This window comes from Streptomyces solicamelliae (assembly GCF_045348655.1).
GTDB lineage: Bacteria > Actinomycetota > Actinomycetes > Streptomycetales > Streptomycetaceae > Streptomyces > Streptomyces solicamelliae.
Window position 1 is genome coordinate 7,010,342 of record NZ_CP160404.1, and the last position, 25,351, is coordinate 7,035,692.

Sequence of the window (25,351 nt, forward strand, 5' to 3'; positions counted from 1 at the left end):
CCGGCTCAGTCGTTGCTGGTGTAGCGGCGGCGGACCCAGACCGGAAGGACGTACCAGCAGAGGAGGTACCAGACGACCAGACCCCCCACCAGCCACGGCACGTACGGGGCGCCCGTCGCGAAGCGGAGGACCAGCAGCAGGGCCGTGCCGAGGGTGGCGAGCAGCAGCGCGAGCCCCACGGCGATCAGCCGGGAGGTCCAGCGCACCGCCTGCGGCTTGATGCGCCGGCCGGCGACGATCCGGTGGAACGACACCGGGCCGATCAGCGCGCCGGTGGCGGCGGACCCGAGGGCCACGGTCGCGACGTAGAGCGCGCGGTCGCCGGAGCTCAGTTCGACGAAGCGGGGCGCGAACACGACGGTGAGCAGGAAGCCGAGCAGGACCTGCACACCGGTCTGGGCGACGCGGATCTCCTGCATCAGCTCGTTCCAGCGACGGTCCGCCCGTTCGTTGGGCGTCTCGTGCCGGCCGTGGTACAGGTCGTCCGGGTCGTGCTCGCCCGTATCGGACCGACGGTCGCCGCTGTCGGCGCCCTCTCGCTCCTGCCCTGACATGCGCCCTCCTCGGTGTCGGCGGCCTCGCCGGTCCGCCCCTCCCTGAGGCCTACCCGGAGCGGGCGCGGGCGACCGCGGTTGCTGGGCCGGGCGGGTGAGGGCTCGCGGAGTGGCGGGGGCGGGGTGATGCTTGAGGGTGACGCCGGAGGGGGCCGGGAGGAGATGAGCGACGTGGACGACCGACACATCGACACCGATGTCACCGTGCAGCTGAGCTGCTCCGGCGAGGACGCCAGGGCGGTGTTCGAGGCCCTGGACCGGGTCTACGCGATCGAGGACGCGCCGACGGCGGAGCGGGTGCCGCAGGTCCCGGCGCCGACCGTGTGGATGGCCACCTTCGACACGGCGGCCGCGCGGGGCGCGACGGCCCGCCCGAGCCATCTGACCGGGGAGGTGCCCGTGCTGCTCACCGGCGGGTACCACGCGGTCGACGAGATAGAGAAAGTGCTGGCGCAGTCCTTCGACGTCCGGTCGCTGGAGTCGGTCTCGGGGGACCAGGAGACCGAGGCCCGTCTCCTGCTCGCCACCCGGTGACCGTCCGAGGCGCCCCGGGGCGGTTCACAGCTCCGCCCCGAGGGCATCGGGGAACCGTCGACCCGTGGCCGTGCCCGACGTCGGTCAGACCACCGCGCCCGTGCCCGTGCGGGCGGGGCGGCGGGCCGGGCGGTGCGGGGCCGGGCGGCGGGTCTCCAGGATCACCGCGAGAGGCATCGCGGTGAACACCGTGGAGCCGACACCGGCGACCACACCGGCGAGCAGGGCCACCGAGAAGTCGGTCAGCGAGTCGCCGCCGAGCGCCGCGAGGGCGACCAGGACGAAGATCGCGCCCATGCCGGTGTTCACCGTGCGCGGCACCGTCTGCAGCACCGCCCGGTCGGCGAGGTCCGGCCAGGTCCCCTTCGGGTGGGCGCGGCGCAGTTCGCGGAGCCGGTCGAGCACGACGACGGTGTCGTTCACCGAGTACCCCACCACCGTCAGCAGCGCCGCGAGGAAGACGCTGTCGACCGGCCGGCCCAGCCAGGCGAAGAGCCCGACGACGAGGAGGACGTCCTGCACCATGGCGGCGACCGCCGCCGTCGCCATCGTCCAGCGGAACCGCAGACTCAGATAGACCAGTTGGGCCGCGACCGCCACGCCCAGCGCGATCAGGGCCTTGTCGCGCAGTTCGTCGCCCAGGCTCGGGCCGACCGCCTCGTCCCGCTCGACGGTGACCGTGCCGCCGGACGCCGAGAGCGCCGTGCGGATGCGCTCCTGCTCGTCGTTGTCGAGTTCCCCGGTCCGTACGGTGATGCCGTCGCCGCCCGAGGACTGCACCACGGCCTCCGGGAAGCCCGCGTCCGCCACCGCGGCACGGGCGGAGTCCGCGTCGACGGGCCGGCTCGTCGCGTACTCCACCAGCCGCCCGCCCGTGAACTCCACCCCGAAGTCGAGGCCCCGTACTCCGATCCCGGCCACCGCGACCAGCAGCAGACCGGCGCACGAGCCCAGCCACAGCCGTCGCCGGTGCATCAGCCGGGGCCGGCGGCGTTCCAGCCAGTCCCGCACCCGGCCGGTCGAGGCGATGCCGGTGAGCCCCGGCCGCCGCCGTACGAACCGGGTCCGCACCGCCCAGTCGGCCAGGACCCGGGTGATGACCAGCGCGGACACCATCGAGGCCAGCACGCCGATCGCCAGCGTCACGCCGAAGCCCTTCACCGGCCCGGTCGCGAAGACGAACAGAAGGCCGGCGGCGAGGAGAGTCGTCACGTTCGAGTCCACGACCGCGTTCCACGCCTTGGCGAATCCGGTCCGCAGCGCCCGGTCCGCGTCCGGCACACGCCGCAGCGCGTACTCCTCCCGGGCCCGCTCGAAGACCAGCACATTGGCGTCCACCGCCATGCCCACGGCGAGCACGAAACCGGCGAGGCCGGGCAGCGTCAGCGTCGCACCGAGGGCGACGACCGCCGCGTACGAGATCAGCCCGTACAGCGCGAGCGCGCAGGTCGCGAGCGCGCCGAGCAGCCGGTACACCAGCACCACGAACAGCGCCGTGCACGCCAGGCCGATCAGTGCGGCCTGGGCGCTCGCCCGTACGGCCTCCGCGCCGAGCGTCGGGCCGACGGTGCTCTGCTCGACGGGCGTCACCGGCAGCGGCAGGGCTCCGCCCTCGATCAGCGCGGCCAGTTCCCTGGCCTCGGCGGCGTCGAAGCCGCCGGTGATCGTCGCGGAACCGCCCGCGATGCCCGCCCCGCAGACCACCGACTGCTGCATGCCGGGCGCGGAGACGATCCGTCCGTCCAGGACCACCGCGACCCGCCGGGCGGGATCGCCGGGCGCGGCGCAGGCGGCCTTGCCGGTCAGCCGCGCCCACTCCTTGCCGGCCTCGCCGTGGAAGGCGAGGTCGACGCTCCACCGCCCGCCGGTCTGCGGGTCGATGACGGCTCGCGCGCTCTTCACCCCGTCACCCGTCAGCGAGGCCGGCCCCAGCCGGAGGAAGCGGCCCGGGACGTCGGGGTCCGCGAGCGCGGTCGCGGACCCGGTGGCGCTCTCGCCGGTCACCGGGCGGAAGGCGAGCTGGGCGGGCCGGCCGAGGGCGTCGGCGGCCTCGCGCGGATCGCGGACGCCGGGCAGTTCGACCACGATCCGCCGTTCCCCGGACCGGGAGAGCGACGGCTCGGCGACCCCGAGCGCGTCCACCCGCTGCCGCAGGACTTCGAGCGTCCGCTGGGTGGCGGCCGCGTCGGCGACGACGGTGGGCGAGTCCCGGGTCTCCAGGACGATCCGGGTGCCGCCCCGCAGATCGAGGCCGAGCCGGGGCGAGGAGGTCAGGGCGAAGAAGACGGACAGGGCGACGACGGCGAGCGCGACGAGCGCACGCCAATGACGTGAGGACAAGGATGCTCCACGGAAGAGTCTGGGTGGAGCGGGCTACGGGCAGGCCGCAGCGCCGCGGGACCTCAACTGCTCCGCGGGGAGGGCGGGCCACGGCTGAGCCGCGGCGAGTAGGGGGTGGCGGGCGGTGCCCGCTCGCGCCGGACCTCGGCGAGCGGCCCCGGCACGACCGGCGCGCGATACGAGGTGGCCACGGCCCCGGCGGTCGGAGGCGGCGGCAGCGGCGGCTGCGCCGCGTGCACGGCCGCAGACACTTCCTGGCCGGCCACGTGCCGCCCGCCCTGCTCGGCCCGCACCGTGCGGGTCGCCTGCGTGGCGGGGGTGGCGGCCGACCCGGCAGTCGCCGTGCGAGCCGGAACGGACGCGATCGCGGGGCCCACGACGGACACCGGGACGGACGGGGAGCCGGACGCGGTCACCGGCGGGGCGGCCGGTGCCGCCGACGCCGTACCCCCGCCCGCCAGGAGCAGGAGCAGCGACCAGAGTGCCGAGGCCGCGAAGGTCAGGGCAGCCGATGCCGCGAGACGCGACGACCGTCCGCGCATCCGACCCCACCCCCCTCGTCCGAAGGGCTCAGCCTAGATCATCTCCACGGTTCACCCCGTCCGTTCCCGACGGGTGCCAGAAATGCCCGGTCGTGAGGTGACTCACACCGAAGAGGGGGAGAAGTCCGGAACACCGGCGCGTGGTTTATCGTTCATTCAGATGTGGCCGTGAAAACACGGCGTGCCCACCCCTTCCCCCCGGGTGAGGCCACGCTCCGGCCACGACAACGGCCCCGGCTGGAATCCCCCGTCCAGCCGGGGCTCTGTCGTACCCCCGGGGCGATGCCGTACCTCGCCACCGCCAGGGCGGCGGTCCCGTCAGGCGCCGAGCCAGAGGTCCGGGCCGAACACCTCGTAGTGGACGTCGGCGGCCGCGATGCCCCGGCCCAGCAGATCGCCCCGTACGGCCCGCATGAACGGGAGCGGCCCGCAGAGGTACGCGGTGGTGCCCGCCGGCAGGTCGAGCAGGGCGACCTCGGCGCGGCCCTGGCGGGCGCCGGAGTCGCCCGGCTCCTCGTACCAGAGGTGCAGTCGGGCGTCCGGCAGGGCGTCGACCAGGCTGAGCAGTTCCTCCCGGTGCGCGTGCGTGGCGGGGGAGCGGTCGGCGTGCACCACGGTGACCGGGCGGGTGGAGCCGGTCCGGACCAGGTGGTCGAGCATGGCCAGCATCGGCGTGCTGCCGATGCCCGCGGAGGCGAGCAGGATCGGTGCGTCGCCCTCGGGCAGGACCAGGTCGCCGAACGGGAGTGAGACCGACAGGACGTCACCGGGCGCACCGTGGGCGTGCAGCCAGGACGACACCTCGCCGCCCGGGTCGCCGTCGATCCGCTTGACCGTGATCCGCCAGAGCGGTCGGCCGGGGGCCGAGGACAGGCTGTACTGGCGTATCTGCCGGGCCCCGTCCGGGAGTTCGACCTGCACGCTGACGTACTGGCCCGGGCGGAACGCTTCGACGGGGCGGCCGTCGGCTCGGCGCAGCAGGAACGAGACGGTGTCCGGGGTCTCCTCGTGGCGCTCGACGATCTCCATCGGCAGCCCGACCTCGCCCTCCGCGACGCCCGCCTGCGCGTACAGGCCCGCCTCCAGGGCGATCAGCGCGTTGGCCATCAGCCAGTACACCTCGTCCCACGCCGCCGCGACCTCGGGAGTGACGGCCTCGCCGAGCACGTCCACGATCGCGGCGAACAGGTGCTGGTGCACGATCTTGTACTGCTCGGAGGTCACTCCCAGCGAGGCGTGCTTGTGCGCGATCCGGCCGAGCATGACGTCCGGGCGGGTCCCCGGGTGTTCCAGGAGCGCCCCGGCGAACGCCGCGATCGAGCCGGCGAGGGCGCGGCGCTGGTCGCCGGTGGCCTGGTTGCCGCGGTTGAACATGTCGCGCAGGAGCTCGGGGTGGGCGTCGAACAGCCCGGCGTAGAACCGGTCCGTGATCTGTTCGAGGGAGGCTCCCACCACGGGGAGCGTGGCGCGGACGACCGGGGTGGCCTGCTCGGAGAGCATCGTGACTCCAATTCTGGTAGATGATCTACGTATTTTCGGGCGTGCGGGAGCACGGCTCGATGGGGTGGCAGGAGTTGCGGGGTGAGCGGAGGGGGTGGTGGGGCGAGGGTCAGTCCGGACGGCGACCGGACAGGGTGAGCAGCACGGGACCGGTCGGGGACTCGACCAGATCCGCGACGGTGAGCGGATCGAGTGTGCGGTAGAACGCCTCCTGGGCGGACCGGAGCGCCCCGCGCAGCCGGCATGCTGCGCGCAGCGGGCAGGGGGGATCGCCCTCGCAGGCGACGACCTCCTCCTCGCCCTCCAGGGAGCGCACCAGCCAGCCGACCGAGGCCCGCCGTCCCGTCTCGGTCAGGGTCAGCCCGCCCTTGCGTCCACGCCGTGCCTCCACGACGCCGAGGTGCTGGAGCCGGGTGACGACCTTGGCCATGTGCGCGTACGGCACGTCCATGGTCTCGGCCACCTCGCGAGTGGTGGCCGAGTCGTCCTGCCCGGAGACCGCCAGGCGCATGACGGCACGCAGCGCCAGGTCGGTGAACTTCGTCAACCGCACGAGATGACCGTATCAAACACGCATCTGGGATACGTATTTAGGGGGTGTGCTCGACGTCCCGCCGCGAGAGGGGCGCTCGGCTCATCTCCGTGACGGGCGTGCTCGGCTCAGCTCGTGCGGGTGCGCAGCGCCGCCAGTGCCCGGTCGGCGTGGGCGCTCATCCGGAACTCGCTGCGGACGATCTCCAGGACCGTCCGGTCCTGGTCGATCACGAAGGTGGCCCGCTTCGTCGGGGCGATGGAGAAGCCGCGCTGCACGCCGAACCGGCCGCGGACCGTGCCCTCGGGGTCGGACAGGAGCGGGTAGCCGAGGCTGTGCCGGTCCGCGAACTCCTGCTGGCGGTCCACCGGGTCGCTGCTGACGCCCACCGGCTGCGCGCCCGCGGCCTTGAACTCGGCCGCCAGATCGCGGAAGTGGCAGGCCTCGGCGGTGCAGCCCGGGGTCATCGCCGCCGGGTAGAAGAACAGCACGACCGGTCCGTCCTGCAGCAGTTCGCTGAGGGTCCGTACCGTGCCGGTCTCGTCGGGCAGGCTGAAGTCCTCGACGACGTCACCGATCTTCATCAGGCTTCCGCCCCTTCCCGGAATGCCCCGCTCCCTGCGGAACGCCGCGACCCTACCGGACGGTATGTGGTGAGGGCGACGGCGGGCCGTGCCCCTGCACACTCCTCACACGCCGGACGCCCCGGCGCTCTGCCGCTCATGCGCGCCGTGGCGTGACCGTCACGCTTCCCGCGCGGCGAGGATCGCCAGCACCTGCTCGCCCCAGCGCAGGTTCTCCTGCTCGAAGGAACGGCCCCGCATCAGCGTCAGATACGGGCCGACCCGCTCGGCCTCCCGCAGGTACGCGGCCTCGTCGCGGCCGGCCAGCAGGTTCGCCCGGAGCCGGTCGAAAAGGGCCAGCCGTTGGCGTGTCCGCTCCAGATGCTTCTCGACGCTGGTGCGCACGGCCTGTGCGTCGCCCACGTCCACCGCCTGGACCTGCACCATCAGCTCGTCCCGGATCGCCGTCGGGCGCGGCTCGGCGGTCGTGTACGCGTGCAGCTCCGCCCGCCCCGCGTCCGTCAGGCGGAACAGCCGCTTGTTCGGCCGCCGCTCCTGCTGCACCAGACGCGCCGCCACGAGACCGGCCTCGGCGAGCCGCTCCAGCTCCCGGTACAGCTGCTGCGGCGTCGCCGCCCAGAAGTTGGCCACGGACACATCGAAGCTCTTGGCCAGGTCGTAACCGGAGGACTCGCCCTCCAGGAGGGCCGCGAGCACCGCGTGCTTGAGAGACATCCGGTCACGTTAGCACTTTCGCGATTAATCGACTTCGCACCTAATCGATGCTCCTGGGTTCCCTGGGGGTCTCGGGCAGTCGAGGCGGCGTCCAGGCGGCGTGGCGGAGGATCATCCGGACCGCCGTGCCCGAAGGGGCCACCCGCAGGGCCGTGTTCCGCAGCGCGACGGCCGCCGGGTGCGTGAGCTGCTGGCCCATGCGGCCGGCCTGGCGGGCGGCCCGCGCCACGCTCTGGGTGCGGGGGCGGCGCTCGGCGTCGTACCGGGCCAGCGCACCTCGCACGTCCGGCCCCTCGGCGACCGAGGCCGCCAGGACCACCGCGTCCTCCAGGGCCTGGCACGCACCCTGCCCGAGGTGCGGGGTCATGGCGTGGGCGGCGTCGCCGAGCAGCGCGACCCGACCGGCGGCGAACGAGGGCAGCGGATCGGTCAGTTCGCCGATGTCGTGGTGGAGTACGGCCTCCGGGTCGGTCGCGGCCAGCAGCGCCGGGATCGGCTCGTGCCACCCGGCGAACCGGCGGCGCAGCTCGGCGAGCGGGTCCGGATACCGCACCCCGGCGGGCGCGTTGACGACCGCGTGCCACTCCGCCCGGCCGTCGGCGAGGGCGATGTGGCCGAACTCCGCGCCCCGGCCCCAGGTGAGCGCGAAGTCGCAGTCCACCGCAGCCGGTCCCCGCGTCAGGGCGCGCAGCACGGTGGAGCCGCTGTGTGCCGGGCCGGGGTGATCGGGAAACAGCAGGGCGCGGGTCCGGCTTCCGATTCCGTCCGCCCCGACGACCAGGGCCACCTCCGCCTCCGCGCGCCTTTCGTCGTCGTGCACGTACTCCACCCGTACCCGGTCGGGCGCGGAGCGGTCGAGCTCGGTCATGCGTGCGCCGGTGATCAGGCACTCCGGCGGGAGCTCGGCGCGCAGCAGGGTGTGGAGTGTGGTGCGGGGGATGCCGACGACGGGCGTGCCGAGGGCGCGTTCGAGGGTGGCGCCGTCCATTCGGGCGAGCCAGGACCCGCGGGGCGTACGGGTGCCCCCGGAGTACTGGCCGCGCGCCGCGGCCCGCACGGCGGCACCCGCGCCGAGGGCGTCGAGGGCGCGGATCCCGTTCGCGGCCAGGGAGATCCCGGCCCCGGCGTCGTCGAGGACACGCGTCCGCTCGACGACGGTGACGTCCCAGCCGATGCGTCGCAGCCCGATCGCGGCGGCAAGACCGCCGATCCCTCCGCCGACGACGATCGCGGTCCTGCCCATGCTGCGTCCCCCTCCTGGAGTCTTTCTACACCTGTAGAAAGACTCTACAGGTGTAGAAAGGGGTGGTGACCACCGACCCCGCCCCGGCCGACCGCCCGAGCCGTCCCGACCGCCGCACCCTGCTCGCCGACGCGGCCCTCGGCGTCCTCGCCGACGCCGGCATGCGAGGGCTGACCCACCGCGCCGTCGACGCCGCCGCCGGCCTTCCGGCCGGGACCACCTCCGCGTACTTCCGCACCCGTTCCGCCCTGCTCACGGCGCTCGTGCGCCGGCTCGTCGACCTCGACCAGGCCGAGCTCGGGGCGGCGGGGGAGCGGGCCGGAGTGCCGCGCGACGCCGCCGAACTGGTACGCGGGATCGCGGCGCTCGTCGAGGCCCGGCTGACCGGGGAGGGCCGCCGTCGCACCCTCGCCCGGCACGCCTGCACGGTCGAGAGCGTCCGGGACCCGGAACTGCGGGAGATCCTCGTGCCCCGCGAGAACCCGGGCCGCGACGCCGTGCGCCGCTTCCTCGAGGACCGGGGCGTGCGCGACCCCGAGGCGCGCACGCTGACGCTGCTCGCCTGCGTCGACGGGCTCGTGCTCGACCGCGTGGTGTCCGGCGGACCGGTCTCCGAGGACGCTATCGAGGGTCTGGTCGTCGCCGCGCTGCGACGGTAGCCGCGACGTGGAGCGGACCGCAGGAGGTCCGGGACCACTGGGCGAGGCGGGTGACCCCCGCGGCGTGTCGGACCGCGGCCGCTCGCCTCGCGGTCGTACGAACGAGTGGCTGAAGGATCAGTACACCGCATGGGAGCAGACTCCGATGGATGACAGCAACGCGTTCGTCTACACGACGTACATCCTCACCACGCCCGACGAGCTCTGGAAGGCGCTGACCGACCCGGAGCTCACCCGGCAGTACTGGGGTGTGGCCTTCGAGGCGGAGTGGGTCCCCGGGGCGACGATGGTGTGGGACGAGGACGGCAGGAAGACCGCGGACCCGGAACAGGTCGTGCTCGAGGCGGAGCCCGGCCGGCGGCTCTCGTACACCTGGCACACGTTCACCGCGGACTGGGCCCGGATGGCGGGCATCGGCGACGACGTGCTGGCCAGGCTCGCCGCCGAACGGCGCTCGAAGGTGACGTACGAGATCGAGCCCTCCGGCGACATCGTCAAGCTGACGGTCGTGCACGACGACCTGGAGGCCGGAGGCACCATCCGCGGGCTCATCGGCGAGGGATGGCCGGTGCTGCTCTCCAGCCTCAAGACCCTCCTCGAGACCGGTGAACCGCTGCCGGAGCCCGCACGCTGACACGCGGGCCCCGCCCCTGGACGTTGGTCCGTTCGAGTCGTCTCCAGGGTCGGACGCACGCCACGCCCGGCCCATTGATCATCTTTTCCGACGGTGTTCGTTTTGATGCTCGGAGACCACACGGACGACACGGGGAGGGCCGCCTTGGCTTCGGTGCACAGGGGCGCGAAGAGCTGGGGAGCCGCGGCGGCCGTGGCGGGCGCCGTCCTGCTGACCAGCGCGGGACAGCCGTCGGGCCACGGACCCGGGACGCAGACCGCCCCGGGCGACGCGGAGGCCGTTGTCTCCGTGGCCCGTACGCTCACCGATGCCACTGCCGTACTGGACGACTGCGCCGACGCCGACGGGGTCTGCGCGGCGCGTGCCGCCGTGCACCGCACAGCGGTGCTCACCGCCCGGCCCGAGCACGCCGAGCAGGCCGAGCACGCCGAGCAGGCCGAGCACGCCGAGCAGGCCGCGGCGGAGCGCGGCCCCGTCCTGGATGCCCGGTCCGGCGGCCCGGTCGAGCTCACGCTCAAGTCGCCCGGCGTCCTGGCCGACGTCGGCGTCGCCGACGCGTACGGCCGCCGCGTCGCGGGCACCGTCGGCCGCGACGGCACCCGGTGGACCAGCACCGGCCCGGTCCCCGCCGGCAGCCGCTTCACCGCCCGGCTCGTCGTCGAAGGCGGCGCTGCCCGCGAACGCCGCGTCGCACGCCTGGAGTTCAGCACCGCCCCGGCCCCCGCCGCCGACGTCCGGCTCACCGCCGCCTTCGGACCCGGCTCCGGCCGCTACGGCGTCGGCCAGCCGCTCACCGCCGAGCTCAGCCACCCCGTGCCCGCCGGCGACCAGCGTGCCCGCCGCATCGTCGAACATGCCCTGGAGGTCCGCTCCGAGCCCCGCGTGGACGGCGCCTGGCACTGGGTCGGCCCCACCACGCTGCACTACCGGCCGCGCACGTACTGGCCCGCCCACGCCACCGTCCGGGTCCGCTCCGGGCTCGACGACGTCCAGGTCACCGACCGGCTCGTCGGCGGTCCGTCCGGGCCGCTCACCCTCACCACCGGTGACCGCATCGAAGCCGTCACCGACATCGCCACCCACCTCATGAGCGTCCGCCGCAACGGCCGCGTCGTCCGCACCATCCCCGTCACCACCGGCAAGGCCGGCTACCGCACCCGCGGCGGCATCAAGGTCGTCCTCGGCAAGGAGCGCCTGGTCCGTATGCGCGGCGACACCATCGGCATCTCCAAGAAGAGCAAGGACTTCTACGACCTCAAGGTCCGCTGGGCCACCCGCGTCACCTGGAGCGGCGAGTACCTGCACGCCGCGCCCTGGTCCGTGGACGCCCAGGGCAGCGCGGACGTCAGCCACGGCTGCACCGGCATGAGCACCGAGGACGCGGCCTGGCTGTACGCCCACGTCCGCGAGGGCGACCTCGTGCAGGTCGTCAACGGACAGGGCGAGGAGATGACCCCCTTCGACAACGGCTACGGCGACTGGAACGTCCCCTGGCCCGCCTGGCGGCGCGGCAGCGCCCTCGAGGCCCCCGTCGGCCGCGACGACCGGGGCGGGGCCGGGCCTCTGCGGCCCGAGGTCTGACCTCTACGAACCGGCGCGCGCGACCGGGGCTTCCAGCGGCTCCATCTCCGGTTCACCCGCCACGACGTACTGGTACGTGATCCCCCGCCCCGGTGCCGGGAACGTGTGCGGGGCCCGCTGCCACGTGCGCAGCGTCGCCGTACGCTCCGCGCCGCCCCCGGCCCGTACCCGCAGCGACAGCTCCGGCACCCGTCCGTGCCGCCGCACCGGACCGACGGCCACCGTCCCGTCCGTCACCTTGACCGGCGTCAGCGCCACGCCGACCGGCCGCAGCCCCGGCGGCCACAGGGTCCACGCCCAGTTGACGTACGCGTACGAGGCGCCCGCCTCCGCCCCGGAATGCACCAGGCCAAGCGACCGCGGCGTCCGTCCCGCACGCAGCTCGCGCAGCAGCACCGCAGGGTCCCCGGGGGTGACGCCCACCGTGGTGAACCAGGCCTCGTCCGCGCCGTGCTCCGGCCGGCCGCCCGACCCCGGCCCCCTGCGGCCCTCACCGCCGGCGCCGCCCGCTCCGCACGCCGCCGACAAGGCCATCAGCGCCGACACGACCGTCACCAGGAGCACTCGCACTGCAGGGGCTCGGGTCATGGGCGGTCCTCCGTCCGGGCGAGGCGGAACACGTCCGGCGCACCGGGCGGGCCGCGGTGCGTCGAGCCCCATGACAGCCCCGGCCCGCCGGGGGCGCATCCCGGGGCCGCCGAACGGGTCCGCTCCGGCCCCTCGCGCGGCCGTCGGAGCCGTCCCTGGCTGCGCCGCGTCCGTCGCCGGGTTAGCGTTCCAGGGTCCGGTCATACGCGAGGGATGAGGTTTGGCGGCGGTGTCGACACCACATCACGAAGCGTTCGGCGCACCGTGCTGGGTCAGCCTGATGGCACGCGACCTCGAAGCGGCGCAGCGTTTCTACGGCGAGGTCCTGGGGTGGCGGTTCCGGCCGTCCGAGCTCGGGCCCGAGTTCTCCGTGGGGTTCCTCGGCGGACGGCCCCTGGCCGGCATCGGCGCGATGGCCGGCAGCCTCTCCATCCCCGTGGCCTGGACCCCGTACTTCGCCGTCGACGACGCCGACGTCGCCGCCGCCCGCATCCGCGAGCGGATCGGCACCGTCGCCGTCGGCCCGCTGTCCTTCGGCACCGGCCGTGCCGCCCTCGCCGCCGACCCGCAGGGCGCGGTCTTCGGCATCTGGGAGGGCAAGGCGATCCCGGACTGGCGCTCCGACGCCGGCGACGGCGGCCCCGCCTGGCTGGAACTGCGCACCCGCGACGCGTTCGCCGCGGCGATCTTCTACGGCGAGGTCCTCGACTGGGCCAGCGGCCGTCCCGGCTGCGTCCAGGTCTCCTACGAGGGCGACCACGTGGTCCTGCGGCACGGCGGGATGGCCGTCGCCCGGGTCAGCGGCGGCGCGGTCGAGGAGGCCCCCGACCCACAGGTGCGGCCGCGGTGGCACGTGCACTTCCGGGTGCCCGACGTGGCGGTGGCGACCGAGACCGCGATCCGGCTCGGCGGCAGCGTGGTCCAGGGCGCGCCCGGCGAGGCCGCGGGCCGCTGGACGACGCTGCGCGACCCGGACGGCGGGGTGTTCACCATCGGCGCCGCGGGTGCCGCGGCGCCCGCCCGGCCCCGCGGCTGACCGGCGGGCGACGGCGGGGTGCGCGGGCCGTCCGGCGGGTGGATCCTGAGTACAGGAACGGCCCGCGGACAAGGAGGCAGGCCATGACACGCACGCTGCACTGGACGGTCGGCGTGGACCTGACCGAGGACGAGGGCACCACGAAGGCCCGTGCGGAACTCGACATGGGGTCGGCGAAGATCACCGGCAAGGGCACCGCCCGGTGCAACCCGTCGGACGTCGACGTCCCCGCGATCGGCGACGAACTGGCGGCCAGCCGCGCCATGAAGGACCTCGCATCGCAGCTGATGCGCGTGGCCAACCGGGACATGGAGGCCGTCGGCGCGGACACCGTGCCGCAGCACACCGGCCCCGGCTACGGATGGCCGGAGGCGGTCACCTGACCCGCCGTACGACGCCGCGGCGCTGAGGGGCCCGGGCGGCGCCAGGGGCGCGCGGACGAGCGCGCGCCCCGATGCATGCTGCCCCTGTACGTGCAGACCGCGGTGCGTGTGCAGCCCGCGCCCCCCCCGCGCCTTCCCCTACGCCGCCTCGTCCTCCTCGTACGTGAGCCGGTCCTCCACCTCCACCACGCCGTCCACCGACTCGCACAGGCGGACCACGATCGGGCCGAGGCTGCGGCGCGGGAGCGTGCCGCTGAGCGTCACCCGGCCCTCCGAGACATCGATCGAGACGGCCGACGGCGGGAGCCGGAGCGTCCGGGTGACGATCTCCTCCAGGATCTCCTCCTGGATCGCCCGGTCCCGGCGCAGGAAGAGCTGCAGCAGGTCGCTGCGGCTCAGCACGCCGATCAGCCGCCCGGCCCCGTCGACCACCGGCAGCCGCTTGATCCGGTTCTTCTCCATCACCCGCGCCGCCTCGACCGCGCTCCACATCGGCCGCGCCACCACGGCGGGGCTCGACATCATGCCCTCGGCGGTGCTCGGGCCGTTCTTCTCGGTGTGCCGGCGCAACAGATCGGCCTCGGACACGACCCCCACGGGCCGTTCGGCGTCGTCGACCACGGGCACGGCCGTGATGCCGTACTCGTCGAGCAGCCGCGCGATCTCCTTGAACGGTGTGCCGCGTTGCACGGCGACCGCCGTCGGGGTCATGAGATCGGCGACACTCCTGTGCCTCATCGCTCGCTCGTCCCTTCTCCGCCCGCTGCGGGGCGTCGGCACCGGCGTCTCCGGTGTCCTGATATCGGAACGGGTGGTTCCATGGAGGAGGTTCCCCGCCGGAGGGCCCGTGGGCCCGGACGAGGGAGTGGCCCCGATCCGCCGAGAGGCTCCCATGCGCCGTGAGACCCCGATGCACCCCGAGTCGCAGGCGCCCAGCCGCCCGCCCGTGCACCCCCGCGGCGACGTCGGCCGCAGGGTGGCCGCCCGCCGGCACGAACTCGGTCTTTCCCGCGAGGACCTGGCTCTGCGCGCCGGCTCCGCGCCCGGCTACATCCAGTACCTGGAGGAACAGCCGGCCACCCCCGGAGTGGCGTTCCTGCTGCGGCTCGCCGACGCGCTGGAGACCACCGTCCCGGCCCTGACCGGCGCCACCGACGGCCCGCCGCCCGCCGAGCTCCTGCGGACGGTGGAGCTCGACGTGGGCGCCTGCTGGGAACTGCTCGACACCCACGGCGTCGGACGCATCGCCCCGCACACGCCGGACGGACCGGTCGTCCTGCCGGTCAACTACTTGGTCACCGAGGGCGAGGTCGCCTTCCGCAGCACGGTCTCGGGCACGTCCACGGCCGCCGCGTCCGTCGACGCCGAACTCGCCTTCGAGGCGGACCACATCGACGAGGCGTCCGGCCAGGGCTGGAGCGTGCTGCTCGTAGGCCCGGTCCGCGACGTCACCGACCCCGCCGCCGTCGAACGGCTCGCCGTCCGCGCGGACGGCGGCCCGTGGACCGGCGGCGAGGGCAGCCACTGGACGCTGCTCGCGCCCCGCCGCGTCACCGGCCGCCGGATCCTGCTCGCAGGTCCGTGAGCCATGCCGGACCCGCCTCGGGGAAACCCCTTCATGCGTGTCCACGGGTCCAGTCCGGGCCGGTGTGCCGCCATTCGTACGCCCACTGCGCCGCGCGCCTGCGGTCCGCGAGCCGCCGTACGCCGACGCCCGTCAGCGCGGCCGCGCCGGCCGCGAGAGCCGTCGCGCTGGCGCCGATCGTGGCCGCACCGAGCCAGATGTCGGTGTCGTTGAGCGGTGCGGTGGTGACCTTGTGCTGGTCGTCCAGCCAGATCCGCGTGTGCTCGCCGCGCTTCAGGTCCGCGGGGACCAGCGCCTTGCCCTGCCCCTGCTGACCGTCGGGCGCGGTCCAGCGCACCGTCACCAGGGCCTTCATCCCCCGCCCCCCGTCGTACGGGGACGGCGCCACGTCCGCGGCGTTCTGCAGCGCCACCGCGTCCACCCGGTCGCGGGTCGCGGCCTGTTCGACCGCCACCGCCCGGTCATGGTTCTGCACGGACCAGCCGGCCGCCAGACCGGTCGCCGGCGCTCCCACCCAGAGGGCCGCCCCGACCGCGAGCAGCGCCCAGGCCTCGACGACGTCCACGGGCCGGCGCAGCGGATGGGTGCGCCACTCCTGTCTCCACACGGGCGCGGGCATCGATCCCACCCCCCTTCGCGGGGTTTCCACTCCAGCCTGCGCCCGGCCGCCGGAGGCCGCCACGCGGCGGGCGGCCCCACACGGATGCGGCACGCAGTGCCCCGGCCGCGGCGTGATGCGGTACTCGCCGCACGGCCCGACCTCCTGGCGGACCCGTGACCCCGACCCGATGATGGGCGGGTGAGCACGCCACCCCCGCTCCCCGCCCCCGGGACCCGGCCCACCCCCACCGACCGTCTCTTCGCCTGTCTCGCGGGCGCGGTGGCCGGCTTCGCGGCACTGGGCGTCGCCGAACTCGCCGCAGCCGCCGTCAGGCCCGAGGCCGGGCCGGTCACGGCGGTCGGCGGCGCGGTGATCGACCTGACGCCGGCACCGGTCAAGGAATGGGCGATCCGCACCTTCGGCGAGAGCGACAAGACGGTCCTTCAGATCGGCATCGTCCTCGTGCTCGCCGTCGTCGCGCTGCTCCTCGGCCGCTGGGAGCTCGGGCGCCGGGGCGCGGGCGCCGCCGGGATGCTGGTCTTCGGGGCCGTCGGCGCGACGGCCGCCGTGAGCCGGCCCGGCGCCTCCGCGGCGGACGCCCTGCCGTCCCTGATCGGCGCCGCGGCGGGCGCGGCGCTGCTGTACCGGCTGGTGAGCCTGGTCCTCGCCGCTCCCGGCGCACCGGCCGCGGCCAGGCGCCGGTTCCTGCTCGTGGCCGGCGGTACGGCCGTGGGCGCCGCCGTCGCCGTCGTGATCGGCCGGGCGCTCGGCGCCACCCGCTCCCGGGACGCCGAGGCGTCCCGCGCGGCCGTACGTCTGCCCCGCCCCGAAGACCCGGCCCCGCCGCGCCCGCGCGGCGTGCAGCTCGCCGTGCCCGGTGTCGGCCCGTTCATCACACCGAACAACGACTTCTACCGGGTCGACACCGCCCTCGTCGTGCCCAAGGTCGACGCGACGCGCTGGCGGCTGCGGGTGCAGGGCCTCGGAGTGGCCAAGGAGCTGACGTTCACCTTCGACGACCTCCTGGCCCGCCCCGTCGTCGAGCGCGACCTCACCCTGAACTGCGTCTCCAACGAGGTCGGCGGCCCCTACATCGGCACCGCCCGCTGGACCGGCGTCCGCCTCGCCGACCTGCTGCGCGAGGCGGGAGTCCGGCCGCCGTCGCGGGGCGGTCCGGCCGACCAGCTCGTGGCCCGGTCCGTGGACGGCATGACGATCGGCACGCCCGTCGCTGACGTCATGGACGGCCGGGACGCGCTGCTCGCCTTCGGCATGAACGGCGAACCGCTGCCGTTCGAGCACGGCTTCCCGGTCCGGATGCTCGTCCCCGGCCTGTACGGCTACGTGTCGGCGTGCAAGTGGATCGAGGAGATCGAGCTGACGACCTTCGACGCCTACGACGCGTACTGGGCGCGCAACGGCTGGGCCGCGAAGGCCCCGGTGAAGACGCAGTCCCGGATCGACACGCCGCGCGGGGCGAGCCGGCTCCGGGCCGGCACGGTGGCCGTCGCGGGCGTCGCCTGGGCGCAGCGGCGCGGGATCGTGCGGGTCGAGGTCCGGGTCGACGACGGGCCGTGGCAGCAGGCCGAACTCGCCGCCTCGGACGGCCCGGACACCTGGCGGCAGTGGTACCTGCGCTGGTCCGCGACCCCCGGCGACCACACCCTCGCCGTCCGCGCGACGGACGGCAGCGGTGTGACGCAGACGGCCCGTCGCGTCGGCACGATGCCGGACGGCGCGACGGGCCGTCACGAGATCAGGGTCACGGTGGAATGATCGGGGTCACGGTGGAATGACGTCCGCCAGCAGCTGCACCGCGAGGACGACGATCAGCGTGCTGGACGCCGTCGCGGTCACCAGCCGCCCCCGGTCGCCGGTCAGGGTCCGCCCGAGGAGAGCGCCGCCCGAGGCCAGCAGCAGCTGCCAGGCGGCCGAGGCGGCGAACGCGGCGGCCACGTAGACGGTCTGCCGCGGCAGGTCAGTGACCGCGGTGCCCTGGCCGCCCATGACGAGGGCGGCGAAGTAGATCACCGTCAGCGGGTTCATGAGGGTGATCCCGAGGAAGCCCAGGTAGGCCCGGCCGGGCCCCGGCGGAGCGCCCTCGCGCGCCGGTCCGGCGGTGACGCGGGCCCGGTAGCGCGAGACGGCCGTCGCCGCCGCGTGCACCGCGAGGGCGATCAGGACGACGGCGGAGGCGATGCGCAGCGGTAGGAGGAACGGCCGGAGCACGGGCACGAGCGCCGCGCCTCCGGCCACGGCGAGCAAGGCGTACAGGCCGTCCGCCGTCGCGACACCGAGGGCCGCGCCCGCGCCCGTCCTCAGGTTCGTACGGGCCGTGACCGCCACGAGGTACGTCGCGACCGCCCCGACCGGCATGGCGATGCCGAGTCCGGCGAGCAGCCCCGCGACGAGCGCCCCGCTCACGCGTGCAGAGGATCGAGCCTCCGTGGGCAGCCGGTCTGCTGCTGCTCGCGCACCGAAGGTCCGGCGGCGGGCAGGGGCAGGACGGTGAGGAAGGTCGTGTTCATGCGCCGGATCCTGACGGAGGCCCGTCGCCGCTCACAACCCGTTTTCCGCACCGGCCCCGCCCCTCACGCCTCCGGCGGCTCCGGGAGGGCGAGGAGGGCGCGGGCGGCGGTGCGGATCTCCTCGCGGGCCGCCTCCAGCCGCTCCGGTTCGTCGTCGCCGCCGACGTCGTACGCCGTGATCAGGCCCTGGACGACGGGGGCGACCGCGCTGTCGAACCAGTGTCCGGGATGGGCCAGGTCCCAGACGCGGTCCGCGCCCTCGACCGGGTCGACGGAGCCGTCCACGATCCGCGCCAGCGTGCGCCGCACGATCCACCAGGCGGCATCGGTCCGGGTGCCCGGGAGCCCGTCCCGGAGGGCGAGTTCGTCGAGGACGGCCTCGAAGAGGTCGGACGCCTCCGGCTCCTCGCGCCGGGTCAGGCCGGCGAGCCGCGCGAGCGACGGCGTGTCCACGCCGGCGAGCAGCGCGTCGAGTCCGGCCCGGATCAGCCGGTCGGAGCCGACGACGTCGTTCGCGAGCCGCTCGACGGCCAGCACCCGCAGCCGGTCGACTGCCTCGTCCTCGGTCATGTTCCCCCCAGAGCGTGGGCGGGGACCGTACCACCGGCTCTTTTCCGCCGTCGCGCCCTTATACGCCGCTGTGCGCCGTCACGTCAGCGGTGCTCGGCCCGGTGGTAGGCGTCCGTCACGCAGTCCCGGGCGCACCCGGCCCGCTCGTACCGGCGCTGCAGCGCCGTCCCGGCCTGCCAGCGGGGGACGTCCTCGTACCCGAACCGCTCGTCCAGGACCCGCAGGACGTCGTCGACGGTGACGATCGCCGGCTCGCCCGGCCCCGCGGCGGCGCGCGCCGCCGCGATGGCCTCGTCGGCGGAGCGCAGCAGATGCCGGTGGTACCGGCGGGCCTCCGCGGTCCGCGCCCGGGCGCGCGACAGGGGGCGCACGGCACGGCCCTTCCAGAGCATCCCGGCGGCCATCAGCAGTGCTCCGGGGCCGAACATCAGCAGGCCGACGATCACGTCGGATCCCCACGACCGCACCCGCCGGCCCTCCTTCGGCTCTCCGGTTCGTTCCCCGGGAGGTCTTCGCTCCCGATCCCTAGGAGGTCTTCCCTCCCGGCCCCGGTTCCCACGCCTGCCCGGGCCCGGATTCGTACAGCACGGTGTAAAACCGCCCCGGCCCCTCGGGCCCCGACCGTTCCCGCCCCGCCGGATCGGCCCCCAGCGCGCGGACCGCCTCGACGGCGAACTCCTCCTCGCGGGCGTCGGTGAACAGCCGCTGCGGGTACGTCCGGGAGGCGTCCACGACCGTGTGCAGCCCGTGCGCCGCCAGCGATTCGACGACCGGCGCGTACGAGACCGTGCGCAGCACGAACGCGCTCACCCGCACCGGCCGCCGGGCGCAGTCGAGCAGCGCGTCGAAGGTGCGCCGGGTCAGATAGCTGCCGCCTCCGGTGAGGGTCAGGAGCCCGACCCCGGCCATCGCCTCCCGCAGCCGCGCGCTCGGCGCGTCGCGCTCCAGGTTCTCGGCGTACGCGTCGTCGAGCAGCCCGACGTCCTGGGCGTACCGCAGCGCCTGCGCGGCGATGTCGAGGCCGACGACCGGGACCGCGCCGGGGCGCCGCCGGGCCCCGTAGAACTGTTTGTCCCGCAGGACGAGTTCCCCGGTCGTCAGCTGCTCGACTCCGGGCGCGGTGTAGTGCGTGTACAGCTCCGCCAGCGTCACGTCGTGGTTCAGCAGGGCGGCGTTGATCCCGTACGAGCAGGCCAGGTCGAGCACCGTCCCCGTGCCCGGCACGGCGGCGGCGCGCCGGAACGCGGGCTGCGCGTGCTGCGGGATCTCGTACTCCAGCGGTGCCAGCCGCCGGAAGTACGCCCGCGGGTCGGGCTGGTCGTAGATGTCGTCGAACCGCGCCTTGCCGGCCATGGCGTACGCCTCCCTACAGCTCCAGGGTCTCGCACCGCGCGAACCCGCAGCGATCCTGCGGGCCGTCCGCCTCCCCGGTCCCGGACGCAACGGGGGCGCACGGGGGCAACAGGCGGCCCGGCGCGGGGGACGGACGGGTGCCATCCGGACGGTTTCGTGCAGGACCCTTGTCACCTCGCCCCGACGTCCTTACGGTTCCGCTTACTTACTTGGAAGTAACACCGGGGGTAACACCCGAAGAGACCGCCGGGAGTAACACCCGAAGAGACCACTGGGAGGACCATCGTGTCTGCCGCACCGCGGGGCCGTTCCCGCCGGACGGCCGGGTGCATCGCCGCCGCGCTCGCCGTGCTCGCCGCCACCGGTTCGGGGGCCGCTCCGGCGGCGGCCGACGCCGGACTGCGCGAGGTCATGTTCGTCGGCAACAACTGGGAGGGCACCGCCGACGTCGTCGAGTCGCGCGGCGACTTCGCCCGCATCGGCCGGATCAACGTGATCCCGGACAAGGACGAGCGGCTGCTCGAGATCTACCTCAACCCGGTGAAGCTGGCCTTCTTCCTCGGCATCCGGGAGAGCGCGGGCGAGGGCCACGACCAGTTCGTCGACGACATGTACTCCACCCCCGACGGCACCGCCGTCGTCGTGTCCCGCCCGAGCTTCGCCGACGTGGTCTCCATCGACCTCGCCACCGGGAAGATCAACTGGCGTTTCCCGGTCTCCGGGTTCCGCTCGGACCACATGGCCGTCTCGCCCGACGGCGAGCGGGTCGCCGTCTCCGCGTCGACCTCCAACACGGTGCATGTCCTCGACATCCGCAGCGGCCGCGAACTGGGCTCGTTCAAGGGCGGCGACAAGCCGCACGAGAACGTGTTCAGCCGCGACGGCAAGCTGCTGTGGAACATGGCGATCGGCGAGGTCAACACGGCGCTGGACGCGCCCTGGCTGGACTTCACCAAGGGCGACCGGCACCTCACCGTCGTCGACGCCGCCACGTACCGCACCGTGAAGACCATCGACATGCGTCAACGCCTCGACGCCTTCGGACGCAAGGACCTCTCCGACGCGGTCCGCCCGGTCGCCTTCACGCCCGACGAGAAGAACCTTTACTTCCAGGTGTCGTTCTTCAACGGCCTGGTCGAGTACGACGTCGCCGGCGACAAGATCACCCGCGTGAAGACACTGCCGAAGAACCCCGCCACCAGCGAGGACCGCACCACATGGGTCAACGACTCGCGGCACCACGGCCTGTCCATGAGCCCCGACGGGGACAAGCTCTGCGTCGCCGGGACCATGGACGACTACGCCACCGTCGTGGATCGCGCCACCCTCCAGGAAGGGCCGCTCGTCCCGGCCTCCAAGCCGTACTGGGCGACCGTCAGCGGCGACGGCAGGTCCTGCGTGATCTCCGAGAGCGGCGCCGACCGGATCACCGCGATCGACTTCGCCACCGGCCGGAAGGTCGCCTCCGTGCCGGTCGGCGACCACCCGCAGCGGGTGCGTCTCGGGCACGTCACCGCCGAGTGGTACCGCCGCTGACGCGACGGCTCACCCCTGCAGCGCCTCCGTGATCGCGGCCGCGAAGCGGTCGAGGTCGCGGGGGCGGCGCGAGGTGATCAGCGGGTACCCGCCTCCGTCGTCGACCACGACCTCCCGGTCCACCCAGGTCCCGCCGGCGTTCGACAGGTCCGCGCGCAGCGTCGGGTACGAGGTGAGCTCCCGGCCCTGGGCGAGGCCGCTGTCCACCAGGATCCACGGACCGTGGCAGATCGCCGCCACGATCTTGCCCGCCTCGGCGAAGGCCGCGACCAGGCGCTGGGCGCTGCGGTCGATGCGCAGCCGGTCCGCGTTCACCGTGCCGCCCGGCACCACCACGGCGTCGTAGTCGTCCGCGGACACCTCGGCGAACGTGGTGTCGGGGCGGATGCGCCGGCCCGGTTCGCGGTCCGAGACGACCGTCTCGATGTCGTCGCCGGTGAGCGCCGCCACCGTGACCCGGGCGCCCTTCGCGCGCAGCGCGGCCACCGGCTTCTCCAGCTCGACCTGCTCCGTGCCGTGATTGGTGGTGACGACCAGTACCTTCCGGCCGTCCAGAGGCTTTCCGGACATCTCGTCTTCCCGTCGTCGCAGCGGCGCCGCTCGGTTTCAGCCTCGCGCTACGGCCCGCGCCCCGCAAAGCGATGGCGCCGGCGGTCCGCACCCCCTAGGGTCGGCCCCCATGGCGATCACGGATGCGGACGACATCGATGCGGCGGTGGCGCTCACCGCCGCCGCGCTTCGCGAACTGACGGACCGGGACTGGTCGGTCCCGGCCGCGGGTCTCGACTGGACCTGCTACGACACGGCGGTGCACATCGGCGGTGACTTCACCGCCTACGCGGGCCAGTTGACCGGCCGGGCGCGCGACGCGTACGTCCCGTTCGAGATCACCGCCGACCCCGGCACCACCCCCGAGGGGCTGGTCCGGATCGTCGAGGCGACCGGCGGGCTGCTGTCGGCCGTGGTGCGGACCGCCCCCGAGGACCTGACGGCCTGGCATCCGTTCGGCAGCGCCGGTGGCGACGGCTTCGCCGCCATGGGCGTCCTCGAGACGCTGCTGCACACGTACGACATCCTCGGCGCGCTCGGCGTCCCCGGCTGGCAGGGCTCGGCCCCGCTCGCCGCCAAGGTCCTCGACCGGCTCTTCCCGCACACGCCGCGCGGCGACGATCCCTGGCTGGACCTGCTGTGGGCCACCGGCCGGGCCGACCGGCCCGGACTGCCCAGGCCGCGTGCCTGGCGCTGGTACGCCGAACCGCTGCGCGGCGAGCGCGTCGTGCTCTGCGAGGTGTCGCCGCGGGTCGCGGACGACCTGCACACCGACGGAACCGGCGGCTTCGCCTGGACCGACGGGGGACCCGGCGAGGGCACCCGGGTGGCGGCCGGAATGACCGTGCGGGCCCGCGACAAGGGCACGTACCGGCCGGGCTGGGGCCAGTACGCCATCGTCCGCGCCGCCGACGGTCTCGCGGTGGGCGCGATCGGCTTCCACGCCGAGCCCGACGCCGAGGGCTGCGTCGAGATCGGCTACGACGTCGTGGACGCGGCCCGCGGTCAGGGGTACGCCACGGAGGCCGTGCGCGTCCTCGCCGACTGGGCGTTCCGTCAGCCCGAGGTCACCACCCTGCGGGCGCGTGTCGACGAGGGCAACGAGGCCTCCCGCCGGGTGCTGGTGCGCGCGGGCTTCACGGAGACGGGCACGGTCTCGTACGAGCGCGGCAGGACGGCCGCGCCGGGGACGTCGACGGCCGGCTGACGCCGGGCGGGCCCGACGAGCGGGCTGATCGCGACGGTGCGCCGGTGGGGGAGGACCGGCGTTGTCAGACCCGGCGGGTACGGTCGTTCGACATGACCGACTCCCTGCCTGAGCCCGCACCGCAGGTCGCCACGGAGCCCATGCCCGGGCCCGTGACCGAGCCGGCGACGAAGTCCGCGGCCGAGCCCGCGTTCGTGACCGCCACCCGTGCCTCGTACGACGCCATCGCCACCGCCTACGCCGAGCGTTACGCCGGCGTGCACGAGGCCGAGCCCCTCGGCCCGGCGATACTGGACGCCTTCGCCGCCCTCGTTCACGCTGCCGGCGGCGGCCCCGTCGTGGAGGTCGGCTCGGGGCCGGGCGAGGTCACCGCGATGCTGCACGCCCGGGGACTGGACGTGCACGGTGTGGACCTCTCCCCGGTCATGGTCGCGATGGCCCGTCGTGACCACCCGCAGGTGCGGTTCGAGGAGGGCAGCATGACCGCCCTCGACCTGGGCGACGAGTCCCTGGGCGGCCTCGTCGCCTGGTACTCGCTCATCCACATCGCCCCGGAGGCGGTGCCGGACGTGCTCGCCGGGTTCCACCGCGTCCTGGCCCCCGGCGGACTGCTGCTGCTCGCCTTCCAGGTCGGGGACGAACCGCAGCGCTACACCGAGGGGTTCGGGCACTCGATCGACCTCGACTTCCACCGGCTGCGCCCGGAGCGCCTCGAACGACAGCTGGGCGAGGCCGGTTTCACCGTGCAGGCGCGGATGGAACGGGAGGCGAACGGGACGGAGCCGACCCCGCAGGCGTACGTGCTGGCCCGCAAGGGCCGCTAGCGCGTGAGGGCGGTCAGAGCCAGCCCTTGCGGCGGAAGTTGCGATGGATCAGGAAGCACGCCAGGGCCATCGCGGCGAGGGCGGCGGGATAGCCGTACGCCCAGCGCAGCTCCGGCATGTGCTCGAAGTTCATCCCGTACACCCCGCAGACCATCGTCGGCACCGCGATGATCGCCGCCCAGGCGGTGATCTTCCGCATGTCCTCGTTCTGCGCCAGCGTCACCTGGGCGAGATGGGCCTGGAGAATGGAGTCGAGCAGGGCGTCGTACGCGGCTATCTGCTCGGTCACGCGCGTGACGTGCCCGGCCACGTCCCGGAAGTACGGGACGAGGTCGGGGTCGAGCGGTGCCGACGGCGAGGTCACCAGCTGCTGGAGCGGGCGGTCCAGCGGGGCCACCGCCCGCTTGAACTCCATGAGTTCCCGCTTCAGCTGGTAGATGTGCCCGGCGTCCGCGCTCGCGGCGTCGTCGCTGAACACCTGCGTCTCGACCGTGTCGAGGTCGTTCTGCAGCGCGTCGGTCACCCTGAGGTAGTCGTCCACCGCCCGGTCCGTCACCGCGTGGAGCACGGCCGCGGGCCCCTTGGCGAGCTGGTCCGGTACGGACTCCAGGGCCTCCCGCAGCGGGCCGAGCGAGCCCTGCAGGCCGCGGCTGACCGTCAGGACGAAGTCCGGGCCCGCGAAGACCAGCAGTTCGCCGGTGTCCACGATCTCGCTGCTGGCGGTGAGCTCCGCGTGGTCGACGTACCGACAGGTCTTCAGGACGGCGAGCAGGGTGTCGTCGTACCGCTCCAAGCGCGGCCGCTGGTGCGGGTGCAGGGCGTGCTCCGAGGCCAGCGGGTGCAGCGCGAACAGCTCGGCCATGGTGCTCACCTCCTCGGCCGTCGGCTCGTGCAGGCCCACCCAGACGAAACCGGAGCCCGCCTTGCGGACCCGCTCCACCGCCTCCTCCGCCGGATACGTGCCCGGCTGCCGGACGCCGTTGTCGTAGACCACGCAGTTCACGACCGAACTCCCCAGCGGGGAGCGGGCGGGATGGCTCAGGTCCACGGTCCGGCTGTAGGCACGGCGCATCAGGCGCCGGAGGTTGCGGATCACGGACACGGGACTTGCTCCTTCTGTCGGCCGACGGCCATGCGGCCGGCGGCCAGTGTGCCATTCGATCACGCGCAGCCT

Annotated in this window: 28 protein-coding genes; 11 read left to right on the top strand and 17 right to left on the bottom strand. The window is 74.2% G+C overall.

The genetic code is table 11. The features are described 5' to 3' along the window. Positions 1–5: 5 nt before the first annotated feature. A complete protein-coding gene (locus ABZO31_RS32270; protein WP_406864873.1) occupies positions 6–554 on the bottom strand; it encodes a DUF6328 family protein in 549 nt (182 codons plus the stop codon). A 162-nt stretch (positions 555–716) separates the two neighbouring features. Here ABZO31_RS32270 and ABZO31_RS32275 point away from each other — a divergent pair, with 162 nt between their 5' ends. After that, the gene (locus ABZO31_RS32275; RefSeq protein ID WP_406864874.1) at positions 717–1,088 is read left to right on the top strand and encodes a hypothetical protein; all 372 of its coding nucleotides are present in this window, start codon (positions 717–719) and stop codon (positions 1,086–1,088) included. Positions 1,089–1,172: 84 nt separating this feature from the next. Here ABZO31_RS32275 and secD read toward each other — a convergent pair whose 3' ends face one another. From secD to ABZO31_RS32310, 7 genes are all read right to left on the bottom strand, one after another. Beyond that, the gene (gene secD, locus ABZO31_RS32280) at positions 1,173–3,428 is read right to left on the bottom strand and encodes a protein translocase subunit SecD (RefSeq protein ID WP_406864875.1); all 2,256 of its coding nucleotides are present in this window, start codon (positions 3,426–3,428) and stop codon (positions 1,173–1,175) included. A gap of 62 nt (positions 3,429–3,490) precedes the next feature. Then, positions 3,491–3,970: a hypothetical protein gene (locus tag ABZO31_RS32285; protein WP_406864876.1), complete on the bottom strand. Its 480-nt coding sequence runs from the start codon at positions 3,968–3,970 to the stop codon at positions 3,491–3,493. Between the two features lie 318 nt (positions 3,971–4,288). Next, on the bottom strand, positions 4,289–5,470 hold the full coding sequence (locus ABZO31_RS32290; protein WP_406864877.1) for a globin domain-containing protein: 1,182 nt from the start codon (positions 5,468–5,470) through the stop codon (positions 4,289–4,291). A 109-nt stretch (positions 5,471–5,579) separates the two neighbouring features. Then, complete coding sequence (locus ABZO31_RS32295) at positions 5,580–6,023, bottom strand: RrF2 family transcriptional regulator (RefSeq protein ID WP_406864878.1); 444 nt, start codon at positions 6,021–6,023, stop codon at positions 5,580–5,582. Between the two features lie 107 nt (positions 6,024–6,130). Next, positions 6,131–6,586 (bottom strand): peroxiredoxin, encoded by a 456-nt coding sequence (locus ABZO31_RS32300; RefSeq protein ID WP_406864879.1) that lies wholly within the window; start codon positions 6,584–6,586, stop codon positions 6,131–6,133. Positions 6,587–6,745: 159 nt separating this feature from the next. Further along, positions 6,746–7,300 carry a PadR family transcriptional regulator gene (locus ABZO31_RS32305; protein WP_406864880.1) on the bottom strand — a complete coding sequence of 185 codons (555 nt, stop codon included), beginning with the start codon at positions 7,298–7,300 and terminating at the stop codon, positions 6,746–6,748. 40 nt (positions 7,301–7,340) lie between these two features. Further along, on the bottom strand, positions 7,341–8,543 hold the full coding sequence (locus tag ABZO31_RS32310) for an FAD-dependent monooxygenase (RefSeq protein ID WP_406864881.1): 1,203 nt from the start codon (positions 8,541–8,543) through the stop codon (positions 7,341–7,343). Positions 8,544–8,704: 161 nt separating this feature from the next. On the opposite strand from ABZO31_RS32310, the gene ABZO31_RS32315 reads away from it, so the two are divergent. The 3 genes from ABZO31_RS32315 to ABZO31_RS32325 all read left to right on the top strand — a co-directional run bounded on the left by ABZO31_RS32315 (position 8,705) and on the right by ABZO31_RS32325 (position 11,417). Continuing rightward, positions 8,705–9,202: a TetR/AcrR family transcriptional regulator gene (locus ABZO31_RS32315; RefSeq protein WP_406865549.1), complete on the top strand. Its 498-nt coding sequence runs from the start codon at positions 8,705–8,707 to the stop codon at positions 9,200–9,202. A gap of 145 nt (positions 9,203–9,347) precedes the next feature. Next, a complete protein-coding gene (locus tag ABZO31_RS32320; protein ID WP_406864882.1) occupies positions 9,348–9,836 on the top strand; it encodes an SRPBCC family protein in 489 nt (162 codons plus the stop codon). Positions 9,837–9,989: 153 nt separating this feature from the next. Continuing rightward, positions 9,990–11,417 (top strand): L,D-transpeptidase, encoded by a 1,428-nt coding sequence (locus ABZO31_RS32325; RefSeq protein ID WP_406865550.1) that lies wholly within the window; start codon positions 9,990–9,992, stop codon positions 11,415–11,417. A 3-nt stretch (positions 11,418–11,420) separates the two neighbouring features. Here ABZO31_RS32325 and ABZO31_RS32330 read toward each other — a convergent pair whose 3' ends face one another. Then, a complete protein-coding gene (locus ABZO31_RS32330) occupies positions 11,421–12,005 on the bottom strand; it encodes a hypothetical protein (RefSeq protein ID WP_406864883.1) in 585 nt (194 codons plus the stop codon). A gap of 280 nt (positions 12,006–12,285) precedes the next feature. On the opposite strand from ABZO31_RS32330, the gene ABZO31_RS32335 reads away from it, so the two are divergent. Beyond that, the gene (locus ABZO31_RS32335) at positions 12,286–13,041 is read left to right on the top strand and encodes a VOC family protein (RefSeq protein WP_406864884.1); all 756 of its coding nucleotides are present in this window, start codon (positions 12,286–12,288) and stop codon (positions 13,039–13,041) included. An 83-nt stretch (positions 13,042–13,124) separates the two neighbouring features. Beyond that, positions 13,125–13,424, top strand: a complete 300-nt coding sequence (locus ABZO31_RS32340) for a DUF1876 domain-containing protein (RefSeq protein WP_406864885.1) — start codon at positions 13,125–13,127, stop codon at positions 13,422–13,424. Between the two features lie 138 nt (positions 13,425–13,562). On the opposite strand, the gene ABZO31_RS32345 is transcribed toward ABZO31_RS32340, so the two are convergent. Further along, a complete protein-coding gene (locus tag ABZO31_RS32345) occupies positions 13,563–14,162 on the bottom strand; it encodes a CBS domain-containing protein (RefSeq protein ID WP_406864886.1) in 600 nt (199 codons plus the stop codon). 154 nt (positions 14,163–14,316) lie between these two features. Here ABZO31_RS32345 and ABZO31_RS32350 point away from each other — a divergent pair, with 154 nt between their 5' ends. Next, complete coding sequence (locus tag ABZO31_RS32350; protein ID WP_406864887.1) at positions 14,317–15,009, top strand: helix-turn-helix domain-containing protein; 693 nt, start codon at positions 14,317–14,319, stop codon at positions 15,007–15,009. Positions 15,010–15,040: 31 nt separating this feature from the next. On the opposite strand, the gene ABZO31_RS32355 is transcribed toward ABZO31_RS32350, so the two are convergent. Next, on the bottom strand, positions 15,041–15,628 hold the full coding sequence (locus ABZO31_RS32355; protein ID WP_406864888.1) for a hypothetical protein: 588 nt from the start codon (positions 15,626–15,628) through the stop codon (positions 15,041–15,043). A 180-nt stretch (positions 15,629–15,808) separates the two neighbouring features. On the opposite strand from ABZO31_RS32355, the gene ABZO31_RS32360 reads away from it, so the two are divergent. Beyond that, positions 15,809–17,386, top strand: a complete 1,578-nt coding sequence (locus ABZO31_RS32360; RefSeq protein ID WP_406864889.1) for a molybdopterin-dependent oxidoreductase — start codon at positions 15,809–15,811, stop codon at positions 17,384–17,386. Between the two features lie 6 nt (positions 17,387–17,392). Here the strand turns inward: ABZO31_RS32360 and ABZO31_RS32365 are convergent, their stop codons facing one another. From ABZO31_RS32365 to ABZO31_RS32380, 4 genes are all read right to left on the bottom strand, one after another. Beyond that, positions 17,393–18,034 (bottom strand): LysE family transporter, encoded by a 642-nt coding sequence (locus tag ABZO31_RS32365; protein WP_406864890.1) that lies wholly within the window; start codon positions 18,032–18,034, stop codon positions 17,393–17,395. Positions 18,035–18,201: 167 nt separating this feature from the next. Further along, complete coding sequence (locus ABZO31_RS32370) at positions 18,202–18,708, bottom strand: hypothetical protein (protein ID WP_406864891.1); 507 nt, start codon at positions 18,706–18,708, stop codon at positions 18,202–18,204. Positions 18,709–18,791: 83 nt separating this feature from the next. Next, positions 18,792–19,175, bottom strand: a complete 384-nt coding sequence (locus ABZO31_RS32375) for a hypothetical protein (RefSeq protein ID WP_406864892.1) — start codon at positions 19,173–19,175, stop codon at positions 18,792–18,794. 58 nt (positions 19,176–19,233) lie between these two features. After that, a complete protein-coding gene (locus tag ABZO31_RS32380; protein WP_406864893.1) occupies positions 19,234–20,061 on the bottom strand; it encodes a hypothetical protein in 828 nt (275 codons plus the stop codon). Positions 20,062–20,346: 285 nt separating this feature from the next. Between ABZO31_RS32380 and ABZO31_RS32385 the strand changes: the two genes are divergently transcribed. After that, positions 20,347–21,597, top strand: coding sequence for a YncE family protein (locus ABZO31_RS32385; protein ID WP_406864894.1), 1,251 nt, complete (start codon positions 20,347–20,349; stop codon positions 21,595–21,597). A gap of 9 nt (positions 21,598–21,606) precedes the next feature. On the opposite strand, the gene ABZO31_RS32390 is transcribed toward ABZO31_RS32385, so the two are convergent. Further along, the gene (locus ABZO31_RS32390; RefSeq protein ID WP_406864895.1) at positions 21,607–22,167 is read right to left on the bottom strand and encodes a type 1 glutamine amidotransferase domain-containing protein; all 561 of its coding nucleotides are present in this window, start codon (positions 22,165–22,167) and stop codon (positions 21,607–21,609) included. 109 nt (positions 22,168–22,276) lie between these two features. Between ABZO31_RS32390 and ABZO31_RS32395 the strand changes: the two genes are divergently transcribed. Both ABZO31_RS32395 and ABZO31_RS32400 read left to right on the top strand, forming a co-directional pair. After that, the gene (locus ABZO31_RS32395) at positions 22,277–23,353 is read left to right on the top strand and encodes a GNAT family N-acetyltransferase (RefSeq protein ID WP_406864896.1); all 1,077 of its coding nucleotides are present in this window, start codon (positions 22,277–22,279) and stop codon (positions 23,351–23,353) included. Positions 23,354–23,445: 92 nt separating this feature from the next. After that, entirely contained in the window at positions 23,446–24,177 is a 732-nt protein-coding gene (locus ABZO31_RS32400) for a class I SAM-dependent methyltransferase (RefSeq protein ID WP_406864897.1), read from the top strand. Positions 24,178–24,190: 13 nt separating this feature from the next. On the opposite strand, the gene ABZO31_RS32405 is transcribed toward ABZO31_RS32400, so the two are convergent. Then, positions 24,191–25,273 (bottom strand): magnesium and cobalt transport protein CorA, encoded by a 1,083-nt coding sequence (locus ABZO31_RS32405; RefSeq protein ID WP_406865551.1) that lies wholly within the window; start codon positions 25,271–25,273, stop codon positions 24,191–24,193. Positions 25,274–25,351: the final 78 nt, after the last annotated feature.

Excerpts from the sequence above, each read along its gene's own strand:
- ABZO31_RS32370 (WP_406864891.1), bottom strand. The coding sequence starts at position 18,708 with ATGACCGAGGACGAGGCAGTCGACCGGCTGCGGGTGCTGGCCGTCGAG.
- ABZO31_RS32380 (WP_406864893.1), bottom strand. The coding sequence starts at position 20,061 with ATGGCCGGCAAGGCGCGGTTCGACGACATCTACGACCAGCCCGACCCG.
- ABZO31_RS32350 (WP_406864887.1), top strand. The coding sequence starts at position 14,317 with ATGCGCCGTGAGACCCCGATGCACCCCGAGTCGCAGGCGCCCAGCCGC.
- ABZO31_RS32335 (WP_406864884.1), top strand. The coding sequence starts at position 12,286 with ATGGCACGCGACCTCGAAGCGGCGCAGCGTTTCTACGGCGAGGTCCTG.
- ABZO31_RS32310 (WP_406864881.1), bottom strand. The coding sequence starts at position 8,543 with ATGGGCAGGACCGCGATCGTCGTCGGCGGAGGGATCGGCGGTCTTGCC.
- ABZO31_RS32390 (WP_406864895.1), bottom strand. The coding sequence starts at position 22,167 with ATGTCCGGAAAGCCTCTGGACGGCCGGAAGGTACTGGTCGTCACCACC.
- ABZO31_RS32300 (WP_406864879.1), bottom strand. The coding sequence starts at position 6,586 with ATGAAGATCGGTGACGTCGTCGAGGACTTCAGCCTGCCCGACGAGACC.
- ABZO31_RS32270 (WP_406864873.1), bottom strand. The coding sequence starts at position 554 with ATGTCAGGGCAGGAGCGAGAGGGCGCCGACAGCGGCGACCGTCGGTCC.
- ABZO31_RS32340 (WP_406864885.1), top strand. The coding sequence starts at position 13,125 with ATGACACGCACGCTGCACTGGACGGTCGGCGTGGACCTGACCGAGGAC.
- ABZO31_RS32355 (WP_406864888.1), bottom strand. The coding sequence starts at position 15,628 with ATGCCCGCGCCCGTGTGGAGACAGGAGTGGCGCACCCATCCGCTGCGC.
- ABZO31_RS32345 (WP_406864886.1), bottom strand. The coding sequence starts at position 14,162 with ATGAGGCACAGGAGTGTCGCCGATCTCATGACCCCGACGGCGGTCGCC.
- ABZO31_RS32315 (WP_406865549.1), top strand. The coding sequence starts at position 8,705 with ATGCGAGGGCTGACCCACCGCGCCGTCGACGCCGCCGCCGGCCTTCCG.
- ABZO31_RS32320 (WP_406864882.1), top strand. The coding sequence starts at position 9,348 with ATGGATGACAGCAACGCGTTCGTCTACACGACGTACATCCTCACCACG.
- ABZO31_RS32330 (WP_406864883.1), bottom strand. The coding sequence starts at position 12,005 with ATGACCCGAGCCCCTGCAGTGCGAGTGCTCCTGGTGACGGTCGTGTCG.
- ABZO31_RS32400 (WP_406864897.1), top strand. The coding sequence starts at position 23,446 with ATGACCGACTCCCTGCCTGAGCCCGCACCGCAGGTCGCCACGGAGCCC.
- ABZO31_RS32395 (WP_406864896.1), top strand. The coding sequence starts at position 22,277 with ATGGCGATCACGGATGCGGACGACATCGATGCGGCGGTGGCGCTCACC.
- ABZO31_RS32285 (WP_406864876.1), bottom strand. The coding sequence starts at position 3,970 with ATGCGCGGACGGTCGTCGCGTCTCGCGGCATCGGCTGCCCTGACCTTC.
- ABZO31_RS32305 (WP_406864880.1), bottom strand. The coding sequence starts at position 7,300 with ATGTCTCTCAAGCACGCGGTGCTCGCGGCCCTCCTGGAGGGCGAGTCC.
- ABZO31_RS32290 (WP_406864877.1), bottom strand. The coding sequence starts at position 5,470 with ATGCTCTCCGAGCAGGCCACCCCGGTCGTCCGCGCCACGCTCCCCGTG.
- ABZO31_RS32275 (WP_406864874.1), top strand. The coding sequence starts at position 717 with ATGAGCGACGTGGACGACCGACACATCGACACCGATGTCACCGTGCAG.